Raw genomic sequence first — 15,931 nt, 5'->3', positions numbered from 1 at the left:
TACCTGTTAACCAAGGCGGTGAACCGGGTAACGGAAGCGCCACACGAGGTTAAGTCGTACGCAACCTGCGATCGTCAACTCCCCGGCCGGGCCCCGTACACCACCCCCGGAGCCCCGGCCCGGGCCAGGAGCTCCAGCGCCGCCTCACCGGCTTCGCGCGGGGTCCACCGGGCCCCCTTGTCGCTGGTCGGGCCGGGCCGCCAGCCCTCCATGACGGTGATGCGGCCCGCCTCCGCCTCGAAGACCCGCCCGGTGACGCCCCCGCTCACGGCCGAGCCCAGCCACACCACCAGGGGCGAGACGTTCTCCGGGGCCATCGCGTCGAAGGCCCCCGCCCGGTCCGGCGCCGCCATCGTGTCCGCGAAGGCCGCCTCGGTCATCCGGGTCCTGGCCGCCGGGGCGATCGCGTTGACCTGGACGCCGTAGGGGCCCAGTTCGGCCGCCGCGACCAGCGTCAGGCCCACGATCCCGGCCTTCGCGGCGCTGTAGTTACCCTGCCCCACCGAGCCCAACAGGCCCGCCCCCGAGCTGGTGTTGACCACCCGGGCCGCGACCGGGCGGCCCGCCTTCGCCTCGGCGCGCCAGTGCGCGGCCGCGTGCTTCAGGGGCAGGAAGTGGCCCTTGAGGTGGACCCGCATGACGGCGTCCCAGTCGTCCTCGTCCAGGTTGACCAGCATCCGGTCGCGCAGGAACCCGGCGTTGTTGACCAGGGTGTGCAGCGCCCCGAACGACTCCAGCGCGGTGGTGACGAGCGAGGCGGCGCCGCGGGTTGTGGCGATGTCGCCGTCGTGCGCCACCGCCTCGCCCCCGGCCGCGCGGATCTCGTCCACCACCGCCTGCGCGGGGCCGCCCGAGCCGCCCGCCCCGTCGAGCCCGACGCCCAGGTCGTTGACGACGACCCGCGCCCCCTGCTCGGCGAACGCCAGCGCGTGCGCGCGGCCGAGCCCCCGTCCCGCGCCGGTCACGATCACGACCCGGCCCTCGCACAACCCGCTCATCTTCCGTTCCCTTCAGGCTTGTTGATCACGTCGGTCGGCCCGGGCCGCGTCCAGGAAGGCGGGGCGTTCGCCGCCGCCGTGCACGAGCAGGGAGGCGCCGCTGATGTAGGACGCGCCGGGTGAGACGAGGAAGACCGCGGCCGCCCCCACCTCCTCGGGCTCGGCGAGCCGGCCGAGCGGCACTGTCGCGCCCACCCGGGCGACACCTTCCGCGTCGCCGTAGTGCAGCGCGCTGAGTTCGGTGCGCACCATCCCGAGGACCAGGGTGTTGACCCGGACCTCGGGCGCCCACTCGACGGCCATCGACCGCGCCAGACCCTCAAGCCCCGCCTTCGCCGCACCGTACGCGGCCGTCCCCGGCGAGGGCCGCACCCCGCTCACGCTGCCGATCATCACCACCGACCCGTGCGCGGCCCGCAGGTAGGGCCGGGCCGCGAGCGAGGCCGTCAGGGGGGCGACGAGGTTCAGCTCGACGACCCGCGCGTGGCGTTCCGCCTCCCCCTCGTCGAGCAGTCGGTAGGGGGTCCCGCCCGCGTTGTTGACCAGCGCGTCCAGGCGCCCGTGGTCCGCGGCGACCGCGGCGAAGAAGCCGCGTACGGCCTCCGGGTCGCGCAGGTCGCACGGCCGGAACTCGGCTTCGCGGCCGCCGAGTCGCACGGGTGCGTCGGGCGGTCTGCGCGCGCACACGACGACGTCCGCTCCCGCGCCGAGGAACGCCTTCGCGATCCCCGCGCCGACGCCCCGGGTGCCACCGGTGACGACGACTGCCTTCCCGGCCAGCTCCATCCGCTGCTACCTTCCTCACCTAACAAATGTTTGGTGGAAAGGTAGCTGATCCGCCCATGGGTGTCTCCACCGCAAGCCCCGAGAAGGGCATCCGCCTCGTCACGGTCGACTTCCCACCCGTCAACGCCCTTCCCGTGCGGGGCTGGTACGAGCTCGCCGACGCCGTCCGCACGGCCGGGCGCGACCCGGCCAACCGCTGCGTGGTGCTCGCCGCCGAGGGGCGGGGCTTCAACGCCGGGGTCGACATCAAGGAGATGCAGCGCGACCGCGGCCACGGCGCCCTCATCGGCGCGAACCGGGGCTGCTCCGAGGCCTTCGCCGCCGTGTACGAGTGCGAGGTGCCGGTCGTGGCGGCCGTCGGCGGGTTCTGCCTCGGCGGCGGCATCGGCCTGGCCGGCAACGCGGACGCGATCGTGGCGAGCGACGACGCCGTCTTCGGCCTGCCCGAGCTGGACCGGGGCGCGCTCGGCGCCGCCACCCACCTGGCCCGCCTCGTCCCCCAGCACCTCATGCGCGCCCTGTACTACACCTCGCGCACGGCGACCGCCCAGGAGCTGCACGCCCACGGCTCGGTGTGGAAGGTCGTCCCGCGTGGCGAACTGGCCGATGCGGCACTGGAGTTGGCGCGCGAGATCGCCCGCAAGGACGGCACGCTCATCCGGCTCGCCAAGGCCGCCATCAACGGCATCGACCCGGTGGACGTACGCCGCAGCTACCGCTTCGAGCAGGGCTTCACCTTCGAGGCCAACCTCAGCGGCGTCGCCGACCGCGTCCGCGACACGTTCGGGGTGGCCGCCGCCCCGTCCCCGGCCACCGAGGAGGCCCAGCCGTGACGGACAAGACCATGACGCCCGAGGACGTCGTCGCGCGCCTGCGCAGCGGCATGACGCTCGGCATCGGCGGCTGGGGCTCGCGCCGCAAGCCGATGGCCCTGGTGCGGGCCCTGCTCCGCTCCCCCGTCACCGACCTCACGGTGATCTCCTACGGCGGCCCCGACGTCGGCCTGCTCGCCGCGGCCGGCCGGATCCGCAAGCTGGTCGCGCCGTTCGCCACGCTCGACTCGATCCCCCTGGAGCCGCACTTCCGCACGGCACGGCAGGAGGGCGCCATCGAGCTGATGGAGGTCGACGAGGCGATGTTCATGTGGGGGCTGCACGCGGCCGCCAACCGGCTTCCGTTCCTGCCGGTCCGCGCGGGCCTCGGCTCCGACGTGATGCGGGTCAACCCGGCGCTGCGCACGGTCACGTCACCGTACGAGGACGGCGAGACCTTCGTCGCGATGCCCGCGCTGCGCATGGACGCGGCGCTCGTCCACCTGAACCGCGCGGACCGGTCCGGCAACGGCCAGTACCTGGGCCCCGACCCGTACTTCGACGACCTGTTCTGCGAGGCCGCCGACAGCGCGTACGTCTCCTGCGAGCGGATCGTGGACGGCTTCGGGGCCGCCGTGCCGCAGAGCCTGCTGGTCAAGCGGTACGCGGTCACTGGCGTGGTGGAGACCCCGAACGGGGCCCACTTCACCTCCTGCGCCCCGGACTACGGCCGCGACGAGCCGTTCCAGCGGCTGTACGCGACCACGCCCTGGGCCGAGTTCGCCGAACGCTTCCTGTCCGGGCCGGACGAGAAGTCCTACCAGTCGGCGGTGCAGAGCTGGCACGAGGAGCGGAAGTGACGACGAGCACCGCGCGGGCGACCCGCGCCGAGTACTGCGTGATCGCCTGTGCCGAGGCCTGGCGCGACAACGGGGAGGTGCTGGCGAGCCCGATGGGTCTGATCCCCTCGGTGGGTGCCCGGCTCGCCCGGCGCACCTTCTCGCCCGACCTCCTGCTCACCGACGGCGAGGCCATGCTCATCGGCCCGGCGGGCGAGCCCGAGGGCTGGCTGCCCTACCGGCAGCACCTCGCCCTGGCCACCGGCGGCCGGCGGCACGTCATGATGGGCGCGAGTCAGATCGACCGGTTCGGCAACCAGAACATCTCCTGCATCGGGGACTGGTCGAGGCCCGCCCGCCAGCTCCTCGGCGTGCGCGGCGCGCCCGTCAACACCCTCAACCATCAGGTGAGTTACTGGGTGCCCAGGCACTCGGCCCGGGTCTTCGTGCCGAAGGTCGACATGATCAGCGGGGTCGGCTACGACAGCGCCGCGGCCGCGGGCCCCTCGGCGACGCGCTACCACCGCATCCCGCGGGTCGTGAGCGACCTGGGCGTCTTCGACTTCGCGACGCCGGACCACTCGATGCGGCTGGTGTCGCTGCACCCCGGGGTCACGCTCGACGAGGTGCGCCGGGCGACGGCGTTCGCTCTGCGGGGCGTCGGCGAGGCGGCGTACACCCGTGAACCCACCCTCGAGGAGCTGCGCCTCATCCGCGAGGTCATCGACCCGGACGGGCTGCGCGACCGCGAGGTCCGGCCGTGACCGCTCCTCGCATCGCGACCGCCCTCACCGAACTCGTGGGCGTCCGGCATCCCGTGGTGCAGACCGGCATGGGCTGGGTGGCGGGTCCCCGCCTGGTCTCGGCCACCGCGCGGGCGGGCGGCCTCGGCATCCTGGCCTCCGCCACGATGACGACGGCCGAACTGAGGCGGGCCGTGCGGGAGGTCGGCTCGCGTACCGGGGAGCCGTTCGGGGTCAACCTGCGGGCCGATGCCGCCGATGCCCGCGAGCGGGTGCGGATCATCATCGACGAGGGCGTACGGGTGGCGTCGTTCGCGCTGGCCCCCTCCCGCGAGCTCATCGCCGAGCTGAAGGACGCGGGCGTCGTCGTGATCCCCTCCATCGGGGCGCGCCGGCACGCCGAGAAGGTCGCGGCGTGGGGCGCGGACGCGGTCATCGTGCAGGGCGGCGAGGGCGGCGGGCACACCGGCGAGGTGGCGACCACCGTGCTGCTCCCCCAGGTGGTCGACGCGGTGGACATCCCGGTGATCGCGGCGGGCGGCTTCCACGACGGCCGCGGTCTGGTGGCGGCGCTCGCGTACGGCGCGGCGGGCGTGGCGATGGGCACCCGCTTCCTGCTCACCTCCGACTCGACGGTCCCGGCCGCGGTGAAGGCGAAGTACCTGGCGGCCACGGTCAAGGACGTCACCGTAACCACCGCCGTGGACGGACTGCCGCACCGCATGCTGCGCACGGACCTGGTCGCGTCCCTCGAAGGGGCGGGCCGCGCACGCGCCCTCGCCCAGGCCCTGCGCCGGGCAGCCGCCTTCCGCAAGCTCTCCGGCCAGAGCTGGGCCGGGCTGGTCCGGGACGGCCTGATGACGAGGCACGGCAAGAACCTGACGTGGAGTCAGACCCTGCTCGCGGCCAACACCCCGATGCTGCTGCGCGCGTCCATGGTCGAGGGCCGCACCGACCTCGGCGTCATGGCCTCCGGCCAGATCGCCGGTCTGATCGAGGACCTTCCGAGCTGCGAGGAGCTCATCACCCGCGTGATGACCGAGGCCGCGCAGGTGCTGGCCGCACTGCCGAAAGCCGAGTGAACCCCCCACCCCTGCAAGGGAGTTGATCGCCGTGAGCCGCTCCATCCGCAAGGTGACACGTGCGAGGCTGACGACCGCCGCGGTCGCCGCTGTCCTGGCCGTGGGCATGGTGCCCGCCACCGCGTCGGCCGCGGCCCCGGCGCCCCCGGGCGCCGCACAGGCGCGGGCCGACGCATCCCTTCACCAGGTCGTGCTCCAGGGCGCGGTGAACGTGCGCGACCTGGGCGGCTACCGCACCTACGACGGCGCACGGGTCCGGTACGGCCTCGCCTACCGCGCCGACGCGCTGAACCGGGCGACCGACGCGGACGTCGCGACCCTCACGGGTCTCGGCCTGCGCGAGGTGGTCGACTTCCGGGTGCCCCTGGAACTCCGGTACGACGGCCCGGACCGCCTCCCCACGGGGCTCGCCCCGCTCTCCCGCCCCGTCTCCGACAGCGGTCTGTACGCACAGACGCTGGCGGCGATCGGCTCCAGGGACCCGGCGAAGCAGGACGAGATGCTGGGCCACGGCAGGGCGGAGGCCCTCATGCGGACCGTGTACCGGGCCTTCGTCACCGACCCGGCGGCGCGCGCGGGGTTCGGCGCGACCCTGAAGGACCTGGCCGCGGGCCGCGGCCCTCTCCTCTTCCACTGCACCTCGGGCAAGGACCGCACGGGCTGGGAGAGTTACGTACTCCTGCGCGCGGTGGGCGTACCGGCGGCGACGGCGACCCAGGACTACCTGGCGTCCAACGCCTTCCGGGCGGCGTCCGACGCGGCCCTCAGAGCGGCCCTGAAAGAGTCGGGCACGATGCGGAACCCGGACCTCCTGATCCCCCTCCAGGAGGTGCGCCCGGACTACCTGGACGCGGCCCTGACCCAACTGTCCACCCAGTACGGCGACTTCTACACCTACCTGACCCAGGGCCTGGGCCTGACCCTCCACGACCTGGCCGGGCTGCGGGAAGCACTGGTGGGCTGAGCCGCGAGCGGCCCCGCCCGGCCCGCGGCCCCCGGCGCCGGGGGCCGCTCGCACCAGAGGTCAGGCCCCGGCCCGGCCCCGGCCTCCGGTGCCCTGGGCGCGGCCGCGGCCGCCCTGGGTGCGGGACGGTGCGCCCTGGGAGCGGCCGCCGCCCTGGGGCGTGCCCTGGGTGCGGGCTCCCTGGGCGCGGGAGGCCGAGGGCGAACCCTGCGCGCGGGAACCCTGGGAACGGGTCGCCGACGCCGAGCCCTGGGCGCGGGCTCCCTGGCCGCCGCGGCGGCTGCGGCTGCGGCCCGAGGCGGGGCGCTTGGGTTCCGGCTGGGCCGGGATCTCGATGACCACCGGCACGCCGGACGGCTCCCGCGCGCCCGTGACCCGGACGAGTTCCTCGGAGCTCGACTTGATCTCGGCGGTGCGCGGCCGGATGCCCGCGAACGACATGAGCTTGGTCATCTCGCGCTTCTCCTCGGGCAGGACGAGCGTGACGACGCTGCCCGACTCGCCCGCGCGCGCCGTGCGGCCGCCGCGGTGGAGGTAGTCCTTGTGGTCCGTCGGCGGGTCGACGTTCACCACGAGGTCCAGGTCGTCCACGTGGATGCCGCGCGCCGCGACGTTCGTCGCGATGAGCGCCGTGACCTGGCCGTTCTTGAACTGGTCGAGGGTGCGGTTGCGCTGCGGCTGGGAGCGTCCGCCGTGCAGTCCTGCCGCCCGGACGCCGCTCGCGAGCAGGCGCTTGACCAGCCGGTCCACGGAGCGCTTGGTGTCCAGGAACATGATCACGCGGCCGTCGCGGGCCGCGATCCGCGTGGTGACGGCCTTCTTGTCGGTCTCGTCGAGCACGTACAGGACGTGGTGTTCCATCGTGGTGACCGCGCCGGCCGACGGGTCGACGGAGTGCACGACCGGGTCGGTGAGGAACATCCGGACCAGGCGGTCGATGTTGGCGTCGAGGGTCGCCGAGAACAGCATCCGCTGGCCGTCCGGCTCCACCTGCTTGAGCAGCGCGGTGACCTGCGGCATGAAGCCCATGTCGGCCATCTGGTCGGCCTCGTCGAGGACGGTGATGGCCACGTTCTCCAGCGAGCAGTCACCCCGCTCTATGAGGTCCTTGAGCCGGCCCGGGGTGGCGACCATGACCTCGGCGCCGCGGCGCAGCGCGCCCGCCTGCTTGGTGATGGAGAGACCGCCGACGACGGTGGTGAGGCGCAGGTTCACGGCCGTGGCGTACGGCGTGAGCGCGTCGGTGACCTGCTGGGCGAGCTCACGCGTCGGTACGAGGACCATGGCGAGCGGCGCCTTGGGCTCGGCGCGCCGGCCCGCGGTGCGGGCGAGCAGGGCGAGGCCGAAGGCGAGGGTCTTGCCGGAGCCGGTGCGGCCGCGGCCGAGGATGTCGCGGCCCGCGAGCGAGTTCGGCAGGGTGGCGCCCTGGATCGGGAACGGCTCGGTCACGCCCTGCGCGTCGAGCGTCTTGAGCAGCGCCGCGGGCATGTCCAGGTCGGCGAACGCCTCGACGGCCGGCAGCGCGGGGGTGAGGGTCTCCGGCAGTTTGAATTCGCCCTGCGGCGCCATCGTCCTGCCCTTGACGGACTTCGTGGACTTGGCGGCGGGCCGGCCGGAGCCCCTGCGGGCACCGGAACCGGAAACGGAACGGGAGCCGGTACCGGCACCGGAAGCGGCACCGGAGCGCTTGCTGGTCATGCGCGTCATACGAATTTGCCTTCCTGGGACAAGACAGCACAAGCCGGGACCCGCACCTGAGGGTGCGGGCCCCGGCTGCGAAATTCGCGAGCCGCGGAACGTGCGCGGCTGCAAAATAAGCCTCGTCGGCGATTAGGCGGGAACGATGTTCTCCGCCTGCAGGCCCTTCTGGCCCTGGGTGACCTCGAAGGAGACCTTCTGGCCCTCGAGGAGCTCACGGAAGCCGGAGGAGGCGATGTTGGAGTAATGGGCGAAGACGTCGGGGCCGCCGCCGTCCTGCTCGATGAAGCCGAAGCCCTTTTCCGAGTTGAACCACTTCACGGTGCCAGTAGCCATGTCATTTCTCCTAAGACAGGGGCAGTTCCGGAAATCCGCGGATTTACGGATTCCTCGTCGCCGCATTGAGCCCATCCGGAGAAACCCCGGAAACAAATAATGCGCCTGAGGATCATTCCCGTCAGGCGCACATAAAGTATATGGGTACCAAAACTGCAACAGGCACCACGATAGCATGCCGCCGTGCGGGGCGTCCCTGTGGCCTGTGTTACAGCCGTCCGCCCCCGTGGTGCCCCGGCCGTCGGCCCCTACAGCCGCTCGATGATCGTCACGTTGGCCTGGCCGCCCCCCTCGCACATCGTCTGGAGGCCGTAGCGGCCGCCGGTGCGCTCCAGCTCGTGCAGCAGCGTGGTCATCAGCTTCACGCCGGTCGCGCCGAGCGGGTGGCCGAGCGCGATCGCGCCGCCGTTGACGTTGACCCGGGCCGGGTCGGCGCCGGTCTCCTTCAGCCAGGCGAGCACCACCGGCGCGAAGGCCTCGTTGATCTCGACCAGGTCGATGTCGTCGATCCTCATGCCGGTCTTCTTCAGGGCGTACGCGGTGGCCGGGATCGGCGCGGACAGCATGCGGACGGGGTCCTCGCCCCGTACCGAGAGGTGGTGGATCCGGGCGCGCGGGGTCAGTCCGTGCTCGGTGACGGCGCGCTCGGAGGCGATGAGCAGGGCGGCCGCGCCGTCGGAGACCTGGGAGGAGCAGGCCGCGGTGATCGTGCCGCCGTCCATGACGGGCCGCAGGGCCGCCATCTTCTCCAGGGTGGTGTCCCGGCGCGGGCCCTCGTCCGCCGCGACGGTGCCGTACGCCACGGTCTCCCGCCGGAAGCGGCCCTCGTCGAGGGCGCGGATCGCGCGCCGGTGGGAGCCGAGCGCGAACTCCTCCATGTCACGGCGCGAGATCCCCCACTTCTCGGCGATCAGCTGCGCGCCGTGGAACTGGTTGACCGGCGCGTCCCCGTAGCGGGCCCGCCAGCCCTCGCTGCCGAGGAAGGGGCCGTCGGTGAGGCCGAGCGGTTCGGCGGCCTGCCGGGAGGCGAAGGCGATCGGGATCATCGACATGTTCTGCACCCCGCCCGCCACCACCAGGTCCTGGGTGCCGGACAGGACGCCCTGCGCGGCGAAGTGCACGGCCTGCTGGGAGGAGCCGCACTGGCGGTCGACGGTGACGCCGGGGACCTCTTCCGGCAGGCCCGCCGCGAGCCAGGACGTGCGGGCGATGTCACCGGCCTGCGGGCCCACGGTGTCCAGGCAGCCGAAGACCACGTCCTCGACGGCGGCCGGGTCGATGCCGGCGCGCTCGACGAGCGCGTTGAGGACATGGGCGCCGAGGTCCGCCGGGTGGACCTCCGAGAGCCCTCCCCCGCGTCGGCCCACCGGGGTGCGTACCGCTTCGACTATGTAGGCCTCGGCCATGTCAACTCCCCTGTCGGGTACGTGATTCAGGTGCGTACGGCGATGCCGTCCAGGACCATCGAGAGGTACTGGCGGGCGATCTCCTCGGGGCTGTGCCGACCGCCGGGCCGGTACCAGGACGCGGCCACCCACACCGTGTCGCGCACGAAGCGGTAGGTGAGGCGGATGTCCAGGTCGGCCCGGAAGGCCTGCGAGGCGACGCCGCGCTCCAGCGTCCCCAGCCACGCCTTCTCGAACTTCTGCTGCGAGTCGCTCAGGTAGTGGAAGCGGTCCAGCGCGGCCAGGTGCTTGGCCTCCTTCTGGTAGATCGCGACGGCGGCACGGTGCCGGTCGATCTCGCGGAAGGACTCGGTGACGAGGGCCTCGATGGTCTCCCGGGGGCCGAGCCCGGCGGCGAGCACCGCGTCGTACCCCTCCCAGAGTTCGGTCAGGAAGGTCGAGAGGATCTCGTCGAGCATCGACTCCTTGGAGTCGAAGTGGTAGTAGAGGCTGCCCGCGAGCAGGCCCGCCTCGTCGGCGATCTTCCGGACGGTGGTGGCGTTGTACCCCTGGGCCGCGAACACCTCGGCGGCCGTGGCCAGGAGTTCGCGCCGCCGCTCGGGCGAGGCGGTCACCTGCGTCTTCTTCTTGTTCGTCGGCACCCGTCCATTGTGCTGCCCCGGCTAGGCGTGCTGGCTGCTGACGGAGACGACCTCGCCGGTCAGGTACGAGGAGTAGCCGCTGGCCAGGAACACGATGACGTTGGCGACCTCCCAGGGTTCGGCGTAGCGGCCGAACGCCTCGCGGGCGGTGAGCTCTTCGAGCAGTTCGGCGGAGGTGACCTTCACCAGATGGGGGTGCATGGCGAGGCTGGGCGCGACCGCGTTGACCCGCACGCCGAACTCGGCGGCCTCGATCGCCGCACACCGGGTGAGCGCCATGACGCCGGCCTTGGCGGCGGCGTAGTGGGCCTGGCCGGCCTGGGCGCGCCAGCCGACGACGGACGCGTTGTTGACGATCACGCCGCTGCGGCCGGACTCCTTGAAGGCGCGCAGGGCCGCCCGCGTACAGCGGAAGGTGCCGTTCAGAGTGGTGTCGAGGACCTTGGACCACGCGTCGTCGGTCATGTCGACCAGGGAGCACGTGCCGCCCAGGCCCGCGTTGTTGACGACGATGTCGAGCCCGCCGTGTTCGCGGGCGGCCAGCGCGAAGAGGGCGGCGACCTGTTGTTCGTCGGTCACGTCGCACGGCAGCGAGGAGACGCTGGACGCGCCGAACTCGGCGGCGAGGGCCTGCTCGGTCTCCTTGAGGCGCCGGGCGTGGGCGTCCCCGATGGCGACGCGGGCGCCCTCTTCGAGGAGCCTGCGGGCGGTGGCGCCGCCGATCCCGGCGCCGGCCGCCGCGGTGACGACGGCGGTGCGGCCGTCGAGCAGGCCGTGGCCCGGCACGTACTGAGCCTTGTTGTCCGTCACGGCGCCACGTTAACCTACCAAACACTTGTTAGGGAAGGATGGTGTGCCGTACCCATGGACCTGGACCCCACGCCCGAGCAGGAGGCCTTCCGGGCCGAGGCGCGCGACTGGCTCGCGGCGCACGTCCCGGCCGAGCCGCTGCCCTCCCTGGAGACCGAGGCCGGTTTCGCCGCGCACCGGGAGTGGGAGGCGCGGCTCTCCGCGGACCGCTGGTCGGTGGTGTCGTGGCCCGAGGAGTACGGGGGCCGGGGCGTCGACATCTTCCGGTGGCTGGTCTTCGAGGAGGAGTACTTCGCGGCGGGCGGGCCCGGCCGCGTCTCCCAGAACGGCATCAACCTGCTCGCGCCCACCCTGTTCGACCACGCCACCCCCGAGCAGCGCGCACGCGTCCTGCCCGGCATGGCGAGCGGCGCGACGATCTGGGCGCAGGCCTGGTCCGAGCCGGAGGCCGGATCCGACCTCGCCTCGCTCAGGTCCAGGGCCGTGCGCACGCAGGGGGGCTGGCTGCTCTCGGGGCAGAAGACCTGGTCGTCGCGGGCCGCGTTCGCCGACCGCGCCTTCGGCATCTTCCGTACCGATCCGGATGCGCCCCGGCCCCACCAGGGTCTGACCTATCTGATGTTCGACCTGCGCGCGCCCGGCGTGACGGTCCGGCCGATCGGGCGCCTGGACGGCAAGCCGGCCTTCGCCGAGCTCTTCCTCGACGGCGTCTTCGTGCCGGACGAGGACGTGATCGGCGAGGTGGGCGCGGGGTGGCGCATCGCCATGTCGACGACCGGAAACGAGCGCGGCCTGATGCTGCGCTCCCCCGGCCGTTTCCTCGCCTCCGCCGCGCGTCTCGTGGAGCTGTGGCGCACGGCGGGCGACCCGGCGGACACCGCGCTGCGCGACCGGGTCGCGGACGCGGTGATCGGTGCGCGCGCCTACCAGCTCTTCACCTGCGCCAACGCCTCGCGGTTCGCGGCGGGCGAGACCATCGGCGCCGAGTCGAGCCTCAACAAGGTGTTCTGGTCGCAGTACGACATCGCCCTGCACGAGTGCGCGCTGGACTTGCTCGGCCCGTACGGCGAACTGTCGGACGAGGCCAACGAGGCAACGGCACACGGAAGTTGGGCCGAGGGGTACGTCTTCTCGCTGGCCGGTCCGATCTATGCCGGTACGAACGAGATCCAGCGCGACATCATCGCCGAGCGCCTGCTCGGCCTGCCGAAGGGGCGCCGATGAGGTTCCTGCTCACCTCGGAGCAGCGCGCCTTCGCCCGCTCCCTGGACGCGATGCTGGCCGCCGCCGACACTCCCGCGGTGGTACGGGCCTGGGGCGCGGGGGACGCGGCGCCCGGCCGCGCCCTGTGGTCCCGGGTCGCCGGGGCCGGGGTGTTCGCGCTCGCCGCGCCCGAGGAGTACGAGGGCGCCGGGCTCCTGCCCGTTGAACTGGCCGTCGCCTTCGTCGAGTTGGGGCGCCATGCGATGCCGGGACCGCTGGTGGAGACGGTGGCGGCCTGCACCCTGCTCGCCCGGCTCGCGGAGCTGGGCGAGCAGGGCCCGGCCAAGCGGCTGCTGCCCGGTCTGGTGTCGGGCGCGTGCGCGGCGAGCGTGCTCTTCCCGGGCGCCGGCCCCTACGCGCTCGACGCGGACGCGGCCGACGCGCTCCTCGCGGTGGCGGACCAGGAGGTGCGGCTCGCCCCGGGCCACGGCCTGGTCCAGCCCTCGGCCGACCCGGCGCGGCGCCTGTCCCGCCCGCTGCCCGGCGGTGAACTCCTCGCGAGCGGACCGCGGTTGACGGACGCGGTGCGTCACGCGACCACCTGGGCGCGGCTGGCGGCGGCCGGGCAGTGCCTCGGGATCGCCGAGGCGTTGCTCGCCCGGACCGTGGCGTACGTCAGGCAGCGCACCCAGTTCGGCGTGCCCGTCGGCTCCTTCCAGGCGGTCAAGCACCGGCTCGCGGACACGCTGGTCGCGGTGGAGTTCGCGCGTCCGCTGCTGTACGGAGCCGCACTGACGCTGTCGCCCGCCGAGGTGGCCGCGGCGAAGGTGACGGCCGGGGAGGCCGCGTACGCCGCCGCCCGCACCGCGCTGCAACTGCACGGCGCGGTCGGCTACACCCAGGAGCTCGATGTGTCGCTGTGGCTGCGCAAGGCCCGGCCGCTCAGGGACGCGTGGGGAACGCCGTCGCAGTGCCGGGCGGCCGTGCTGGACGGCTGAGCGGGCGGGGCGCTCAGTGGACCTGGCCCGTCGGGCGGATCACCAGGGTGTTCACCTCCACCCCGGCCGGCTGCGACAGCGCCCACACGATGGCCTCGGCCACCCGGTCCGGGGTCATCGAGGGGCCGTCCGGGACGACGCCCGTCGGGTGGCTCTCCCAGAACGGGCTGTCCACCCGGCCCGGCGCGACCAGGGTCACGCCGACGCCGGAGCCGGTGACCAGGACGCGGGTGTTCTCGGCGAGCGAGGTCAGCGCGCCCTTGGTGACCGAGTACATGTTGCCCGGCGTGTTCTTGACCCCCGCCGTGCTGCCCACCATCACGATGCGGCCGCCGCTCCCGGTGAGCGCGGGCAGCGCGGCCTTGACCAGGACGGCCGGGCCGAGCACGTTCACCAGGAGCATCTCGCGCCAGTGCTCGGGGTCGCCGTCGGCGAGGTTGTCGTGGGTGGAGAACCCGGCGTTGGCGACCACGTGGTCGAGCCGCCCGAACGTCTTGACGGCCGACTCGACGGCGGCGCCGATCGACGCGAAGTCGGTGGTGTCGGCGGCGACCGCCAACACCCGCTCCCCCGCGCCGAGTTCGGCCGCGAAGGCGTCCAGCTTCGCCTGGTCGCGGCCGGTGACGACGACCCGGTGGCCGCCGGCCAGGAGCCGCCGGACGGTCTCGGCGCCGATCCCGCTCGCCCCGCCCGTGACGAGGGTGACCGCGCCGTTGTCGTGTTCGCTGCTCATGAATTCCCCTGGATCCTCGCACGCGTCCGATGACGCGGCGACTCTAACCCCCGGCGGTTCAGGCGTCCTCGCGGGCCGACTCCTCGCCGTTGCCGCGCCGCAGCGTGCGCAGGGCGGCGCCCGGTCGCCAGGTCCGTACGACCAGCTCGTCGTTCTCCACGCCCGTGAACACGACCTCGGTCAGCTCCGCTCGGAAGAGGTGGAACGGCTCGGGCGGCTCCACCTTCGAGGCGAAGGACGCCTTCACCACGGGGTCGGTGACCTCCACGGCGCGGCCGCTGATCCGTACGTCGCCGTCCGCCATCTCGGCGTCCGGACCCGGGTTCGCCTGCACCGCGAACCGGGGGTCACGGTGCAGGTCGCGCGCCTTCATCGAGTTCGGCATCATGCCGAGCCACAGCTCGCCGCCCTGGAACTCCACCTCCAGGCCGGTCACCCGGGGCGAGCCGTCCCTGCGCAGCGTCGCGAGCACGTGGTGCTTGTACTGAGCGAACCGCGCCTCGACCCGCTCGGCGAACTGCGCCTGGGCCCGGCGGAACTCGCTCCAGCCGACCGCCGTGGTTCCTGTCTCCTGGGATGCCATGCACTCAGGAAACCTCAGATACCCGACATCCTGTGTCCGGATTCGCGCGGCGGCAGGGTGACGACGGCCGCGTGCCCCTCGGCCCGCAGCACCGCCGCGCCCTCGTCGGCCAGGACCGCGTCGTACCGGCCCAGGCGCACCCCGTCGACCTGGGCGGGCGCGTCCAGGGCGACCACCAGGGCGGGCCCGGTGACCGTCAGCGTCCCGCGCACCACGGCGACCGCCGGGGCGGGGCGGTCCCTGCGGAACATCACGTTGAAGTTGACGACGGGGCCCGCGAGGAGGCGGCAGTCGGTGGCGGCGTCGCCCGGGAAGTGCTGGGGCACGAACCGCTCGTCCACCAGGCGCCGTTGACCGCCCACGGTGAGGTCCATTCCGGCGCCCTCGACGACGGTGAGGACGCGGTCCACGCCGGGGAAGCCGGAGAACGGGCCGTCCGCGCCCACCTCCGCGAGGCTGACGCGCCACTCGAAGTCCACCGTCCCGGCGCCCTCGGGGTGGGCGGCGATGTTCCGGGTCACCCCGCCGCCGTTCTTCCACGGCACGGCCCCTCTGGTGGCGGCGCGCAGCGTCCTCACCGTACGATCCCTTCCGCCCGCGCGGCGCGCAGCCACTGCGGGAACTCGCCCAGCAGCCGGTCGTAGAGCTGGGCGTCGCTCACCCTGCGCGGGTCGGTCCCGGCGGCGAAGAACCCGGCGTTGTCGACGCGGCGGTATTGGGGGACGGCCAGTTCGTCGAGTCTGCGCAGGAAGTCGAACTGGTGGCTGCGCGGATCGCCGAAGCCGATGAACTGCCAGAACATCGGCAGCGTGGCCGCCTTGCAGACGTACCGCTCGGCCGCGAGGCGGCTGCTGGGGCCGCCGTCCGTCTGAAAGACGACGAGCGCGGGGGCGTCCGCGCCGCTCTCCAGGTAGTGGTCGATGACCGCGTCCATCGCCACGTGGTAGTTGGTCCGGCCCATGTGGCCGAGGTTGGCCACGATGCGCTCGATGCGCCCGTGGTGGTTCTCCAGGGCGATCTCGGTCTCGGCGTCGATGCCGGTGGAGAAGAACACCACCGGCACCCGGCCGTCGTCGTCGAGGTGCGCCGAGAGGCCCAACACCCGGTCGGCGAGCGCCTGCACGCTACCGTTCCTGAAGTACGGGCGCATCGAGCCGGAGTAGTCGACGACGAGGTAGACGGCGGCGGTCTCGTCGTCGAGCCCGTGCTTCTCCAGGGACACGGCGGCGCTCTTGTAGAGGGAGACGAGCGCGGGAGCGGCCTCCTCCACGTTTCGGAGGGACAGTGCGGGCATGCGCC

18 protein-coding genes are annotated in these 15,931 nt (G+C 73.1%); 7 read left to right on the top strand and 11 right to left on the bottom strand.

The window, feature by feature from the left end; genetic code table 11:
* Positions 1-74: 74 nt before the first annotated feature.
* Positions 75-998, bottom strand: a complete 924-nt coding sequence (locus DT019_RS07210; RefSeq protein ID WP_114035789.1) for an SDR family oxidoreductase — start codon at positions 996-998, stop codon at positions 75-77.
* A 12-nt stretch (positions 999-1,010) separates the two neighbouring features.
* Complete coding sequence (locus DT019_RS07205) at positions 1,011-1,784, bottom strand: SDR family oxidoreductase (RefSeq protein ID WP_114035788.1); 774 nt, start codon at positions 1,782-1,784, stop codon at positions 1,011-1,013.
* Between the two features lie 56 nt (positions 1,785-1,840).
* Here DT019_RS07205 and DT019_RS07200 point away from each other — a divergent pair, with 56 nt between their 5' ends.
* Genes DT019_RS07200 through DT019_RS07180 form a run of 5 tightly spaced genes read left to right on the top strand, consistent with a single transcriptional unit; the run spans position 1,841 to position 6,224 of the window.
* On the top strand, positions 1,841-2,617 hold the full coding sequence (locus DT019_RS07200) for an enoyl-CoA hydratase family protein (RefSeq protein ID WP_114035787.1): 777 nt from the start codon (positions 1,841-1,843) through the stop codon (positions 2,615-2,617).
* Positions 2,614-3,456, top strand: coding sequence for a CoA transferase subunit A (locus tag DT019_RS07195; RefSeq protein WP_114035786.1), 843 nt, complete (start codon positions 2,614-2,616; stop codon positions 3,454-3,456). The genes DT019_RS07200 and DT019_RS07195 overlap by 4 nt, the downstream gene beginning before the upstream one ends.
* Positions 3,453-4,199, top strand: coding sequence for a CoA-transferase subunit beta (locus tag DT019_RS07190; RefSeq protein ID WP_114035785.1), 747 nt, complete (start codon positions 3,453-3,455; stop codon positions 4,197-4,199). Before DT019_RS07195 ends, DT019_RS07190 begins: the two co-directional genes overlap by 4 nt.
* An 11-nt stretch (positions 4,200-4,210) precedes the next feature.
* Positions 4,211-5,260 carry an NAD(P)H-dependent flavin oxidoreductase gene (locus DT019_RS07185; protein ID WP_114036052.1) on the top strand — a complete coding sequence of 350 codons (1,050 nt, stop codon included), beginning with the start codon at positions 4,211-4,213 and terminating at the stop codon, positions 5,258-5,260.
* A 31-nt stretch (positions 5,261-5,291) separates the two neighbouring features.
* Entirely contained in the window at positions 5,292-6,224 is a 933-nt protein-coding gene (locus DT019_RS07180) for a tyrosine-protein phosphatase (protein ID WP_223279336.1), read from the top strand.
* A gap of 60 nt (positions 6,225-6,284) precedes the next feature.
* Here the strand turns inward: DT019_RS07180 and DT019_RS07175 are convergent, their stop codons facing one another.
* The 5 genes from DT019_RS07175 to DT019_RS07155 all read right to left on the bottom strand — a co-directional run bounded on the left by DT019_RS07175 (position 6,285) and on the right by DT019_RS07155 (position 11,115).
* Complete coding sequence (locus DT019_RS07175) at positions 6,285-7,922, bottom strand: DEAD/DEAH box helicase (RefSeq protein ID WP_114036050.1); 1,638 nt, start codon at positions 7,920-7,922, stop codon at positions 6,285-6,287.
* A 132-nt stretch (positions 7,923-8,054) separates the two neighbouring features.
* Positions 8,055-8,258, bottom strand: coding sequence for a cold-shock protein (locus tag DT019_RS07170; RefSeq protein WP_030362889.1), 204 nt, complete (start codon positions 8,256-8,258; stop codon positions 8,055-8,057).
* A gap of 248 nt (positions 8,259-8,506) precedes the next feature.
* Complete coding sequence (locus DT019_RS07165; RefSeq protein WP_114035784.1) at positions 8,507-9,664, bottom strand: acetyl-CoA C-acetyltransferase; 1,158 nt, start codon at positions 9,662-9,664, stop codon at positions 8,507-8,509.
* A gap of 26 nt (positions 9,665-9,690) precedes the next feature.
* Positions 9,691-10,305 carry a TetR/AcrR family transcriptional regulator gene (locus DT019_RS07160; protein WP_114035783.1) on the bottom strand — a complete coding sequence of 205 codons (615 nt, stop codon included), beginning with the start codon at positions 10,303-10,305 and terminating at the stop codon, positions 9,691-9,693.
* Positions 10,306-10,326: 21 nt separating this feature from the next.
* Entirely contained in the window at positions 10,327-11,115 is a 789-nt protein-coding gene (locus DT019_RS07155) for an SDR family oxidoreductase (RefSeq protein WP_114035782.1), read from the bottom strand.
* 54 nt (positions 11,116-11,169) lie between these two features.
* Between DT019_RS07155 and DT019_RS07150 the strand changes: the two genes are divergently transcribed.
* Both DT019_RS07150 and DT019_RS07145 read left to right on the top strand, forming a co-directional pair.
* Entirely contained in the window at positions 11,170-12,339 is a 1,170-nt protein-coding gene (locus DT019_RS07150; protein WP_114035781.1) for an acyl-CoA dehydrogenase family protein, read from the top strand.
* Positions 12,336-13,316 (top strand): acyl-CoA dehydrogenase family protein, encoded by a 981-nt coding sequence (locus tag DT019_RS07145; RefSeq protein WP_114035780.1) that lies wholly within the window; start codon positions 12,336-12,338, stop codon positions 13,314-13,316. Before DT019_RS07150 ends, DT019_RS07145 begins: the two co-directional genes overlap by 4 nt.
* A gap of 13 nt (positions 13,317-13,329) precedes the next feature.
* On the opposite strand, the gene DT019_RS07140 is transcribed toward DT019_RS07145, so the two are convergent.
* Genes DT019_RS07140 through DT019_RS07125 form a run of 4 tightly spaced genes read right to left on the bottom strand, consistent with a single transcriptional unit; the run spans position 13,330 to position 15,926 of the window.
* Positions 13,330-14,049, bottom strand: coding sequence for an SDR family oxidoreductase (locus tag DT019_RS07140; RefSeq protein ID WP_114035779.1), 720 nt, complete (start codon positions 14,047-14,049; stop codon positions 13,330-13,332).
* A 58-nt stretch (positions 14,050-14,107) separates the two neighbouring features.
* On the bottom strand, positions 14,108-14,632 hold the full coding sequence (locus DT019_RS07135) for a pyridoxamine 5'-phosphate oxidase family protein (protein WP_114035778.1): 525 nt from the start codon (positions 14,630-14,632) through the stop codon (positions 14,108-14,110).
* 14 nt (positions 14,633-14,646) lie between these two features.
* The gene (locus DT019_RS07130; protein WP_223279335.1) at positions 14,647-15,210 is read right to left on the bottom strand and encodes a HutD family protein; all 564 of its coding nucleotides are present in this window, start codon (positions 15,208-15,210) and stop codon (positions 14,647-14,649) included.
* Positions 15,207-15,926: a vWA domain-containing protein gene (locus tag DT019_RS07125; RefSeq protein WP_114035776.1), complete on the bottom strand. Its 720-nt coding sequence runs from the start codon at positions 15,924-15,926 to the stop codon at positions 15,207-15,209. Before DT019_RS07125 ends, DT019_RS07130 begins: the two co-directional genes overlap by 4 nt.
* Between the last annotated feature and the right edge of the window lie 5 nt (positions 15,927-15,931).

The organism is Streptomyces sp. SDr-06 (genome assembly GCF_003324565.1).
Taxonomy (GTDB): domain Bacteria; phylum Actinomycetota; class Actinomycetes; order Streptomycetales; family Streptomycetaceae; genus Streptomyces.
The sequence above is the reverse complement of the archived record's forward strand: the minus strand, read 5'-3'. Positions and strand labels throughout refer to the sequence as shown.

Bases quoted from the DNA above. Each gene is read 5' to 3' on its own strand.
- DT019_RS07140 (WP_114035779.1), bottom strand. From the start codon at position 14,049: ATGAGCAGCGAACACGACAACGGCGCGGTCACCCTCGTCACGGGCGGG.
- DT019_RS07175 (WP_114036050.1), bottom strand. From the start codon at position 7,922: ATGACCAGCAAGCGCTCCGGTGCCGCTTCCGGTGCCGGTACCGGCTCC.
- DT019_RS07170 (WP_030362889.1), bottom strand. From the start codon at position 8,258: ATGGCTACTGGCACCGTGAAGTGGTTCAACTCGGAAAAGGGCTTCGGC.
- DT019_RS07205 (WP_114035788.1), bottom strand. From the start codon at position 1,784: ATGGAGCTGGCCGGGAAGGCAGTCGTCGTCACCGGTGGCACCCGGGGC.
- DT019_RS07200 (WP_114035787.1), top strand. From the start codon at position 1,841: ATGGGTGTCTCCACCGCAAGCCCCGAGAAGGGCATCCGCCTCGTCACG.
- DT019_RS07145 (WP_114035780.1), top strand. From the start codon at position 12,336: ATGAGGTTCCTGCTCACCTCGGAGCAGCGCGCCTTCGCCCGCTCCCTG.
- DT019_RS07135 (WP_114035778.1), bottom strand. From the start codon at position 14,632: ATGGCATCCCAGGAGACAGGAACCACGGCGGTCGGCTGGAGCGAGTTC.
- DT019_RS07210 (WP_114035789.1), bottom strand. From the start codon at position 998: ATGAGCGGGTTGTGCGAGGGCCGGGTCGTGATCGTGACCGGCGCGGGA.
- DT019_RS07150 (WP_114035781.1), top strand. From the start codon at position 11,170: ATGGACCTGGACCCCACGCCCGAGCAGGAGGCCTTCCGGGCCGAGGCG.
- DT019_RS07165 (WP_114035784.1), bottom strand. From the start codon at position 9,664: ATGGCCGAGGCCTACATAGTCGAAGCGGTACGCACCCCGGTGGGCCGA.
- DT019_RS07125 (WP_114035776.1), bottom strand. From the start codon at position 15,926: ATGCCCGCACTGTCCCTCCGAAACGTGGAGGAGGCCGCTCCCGCGCTC.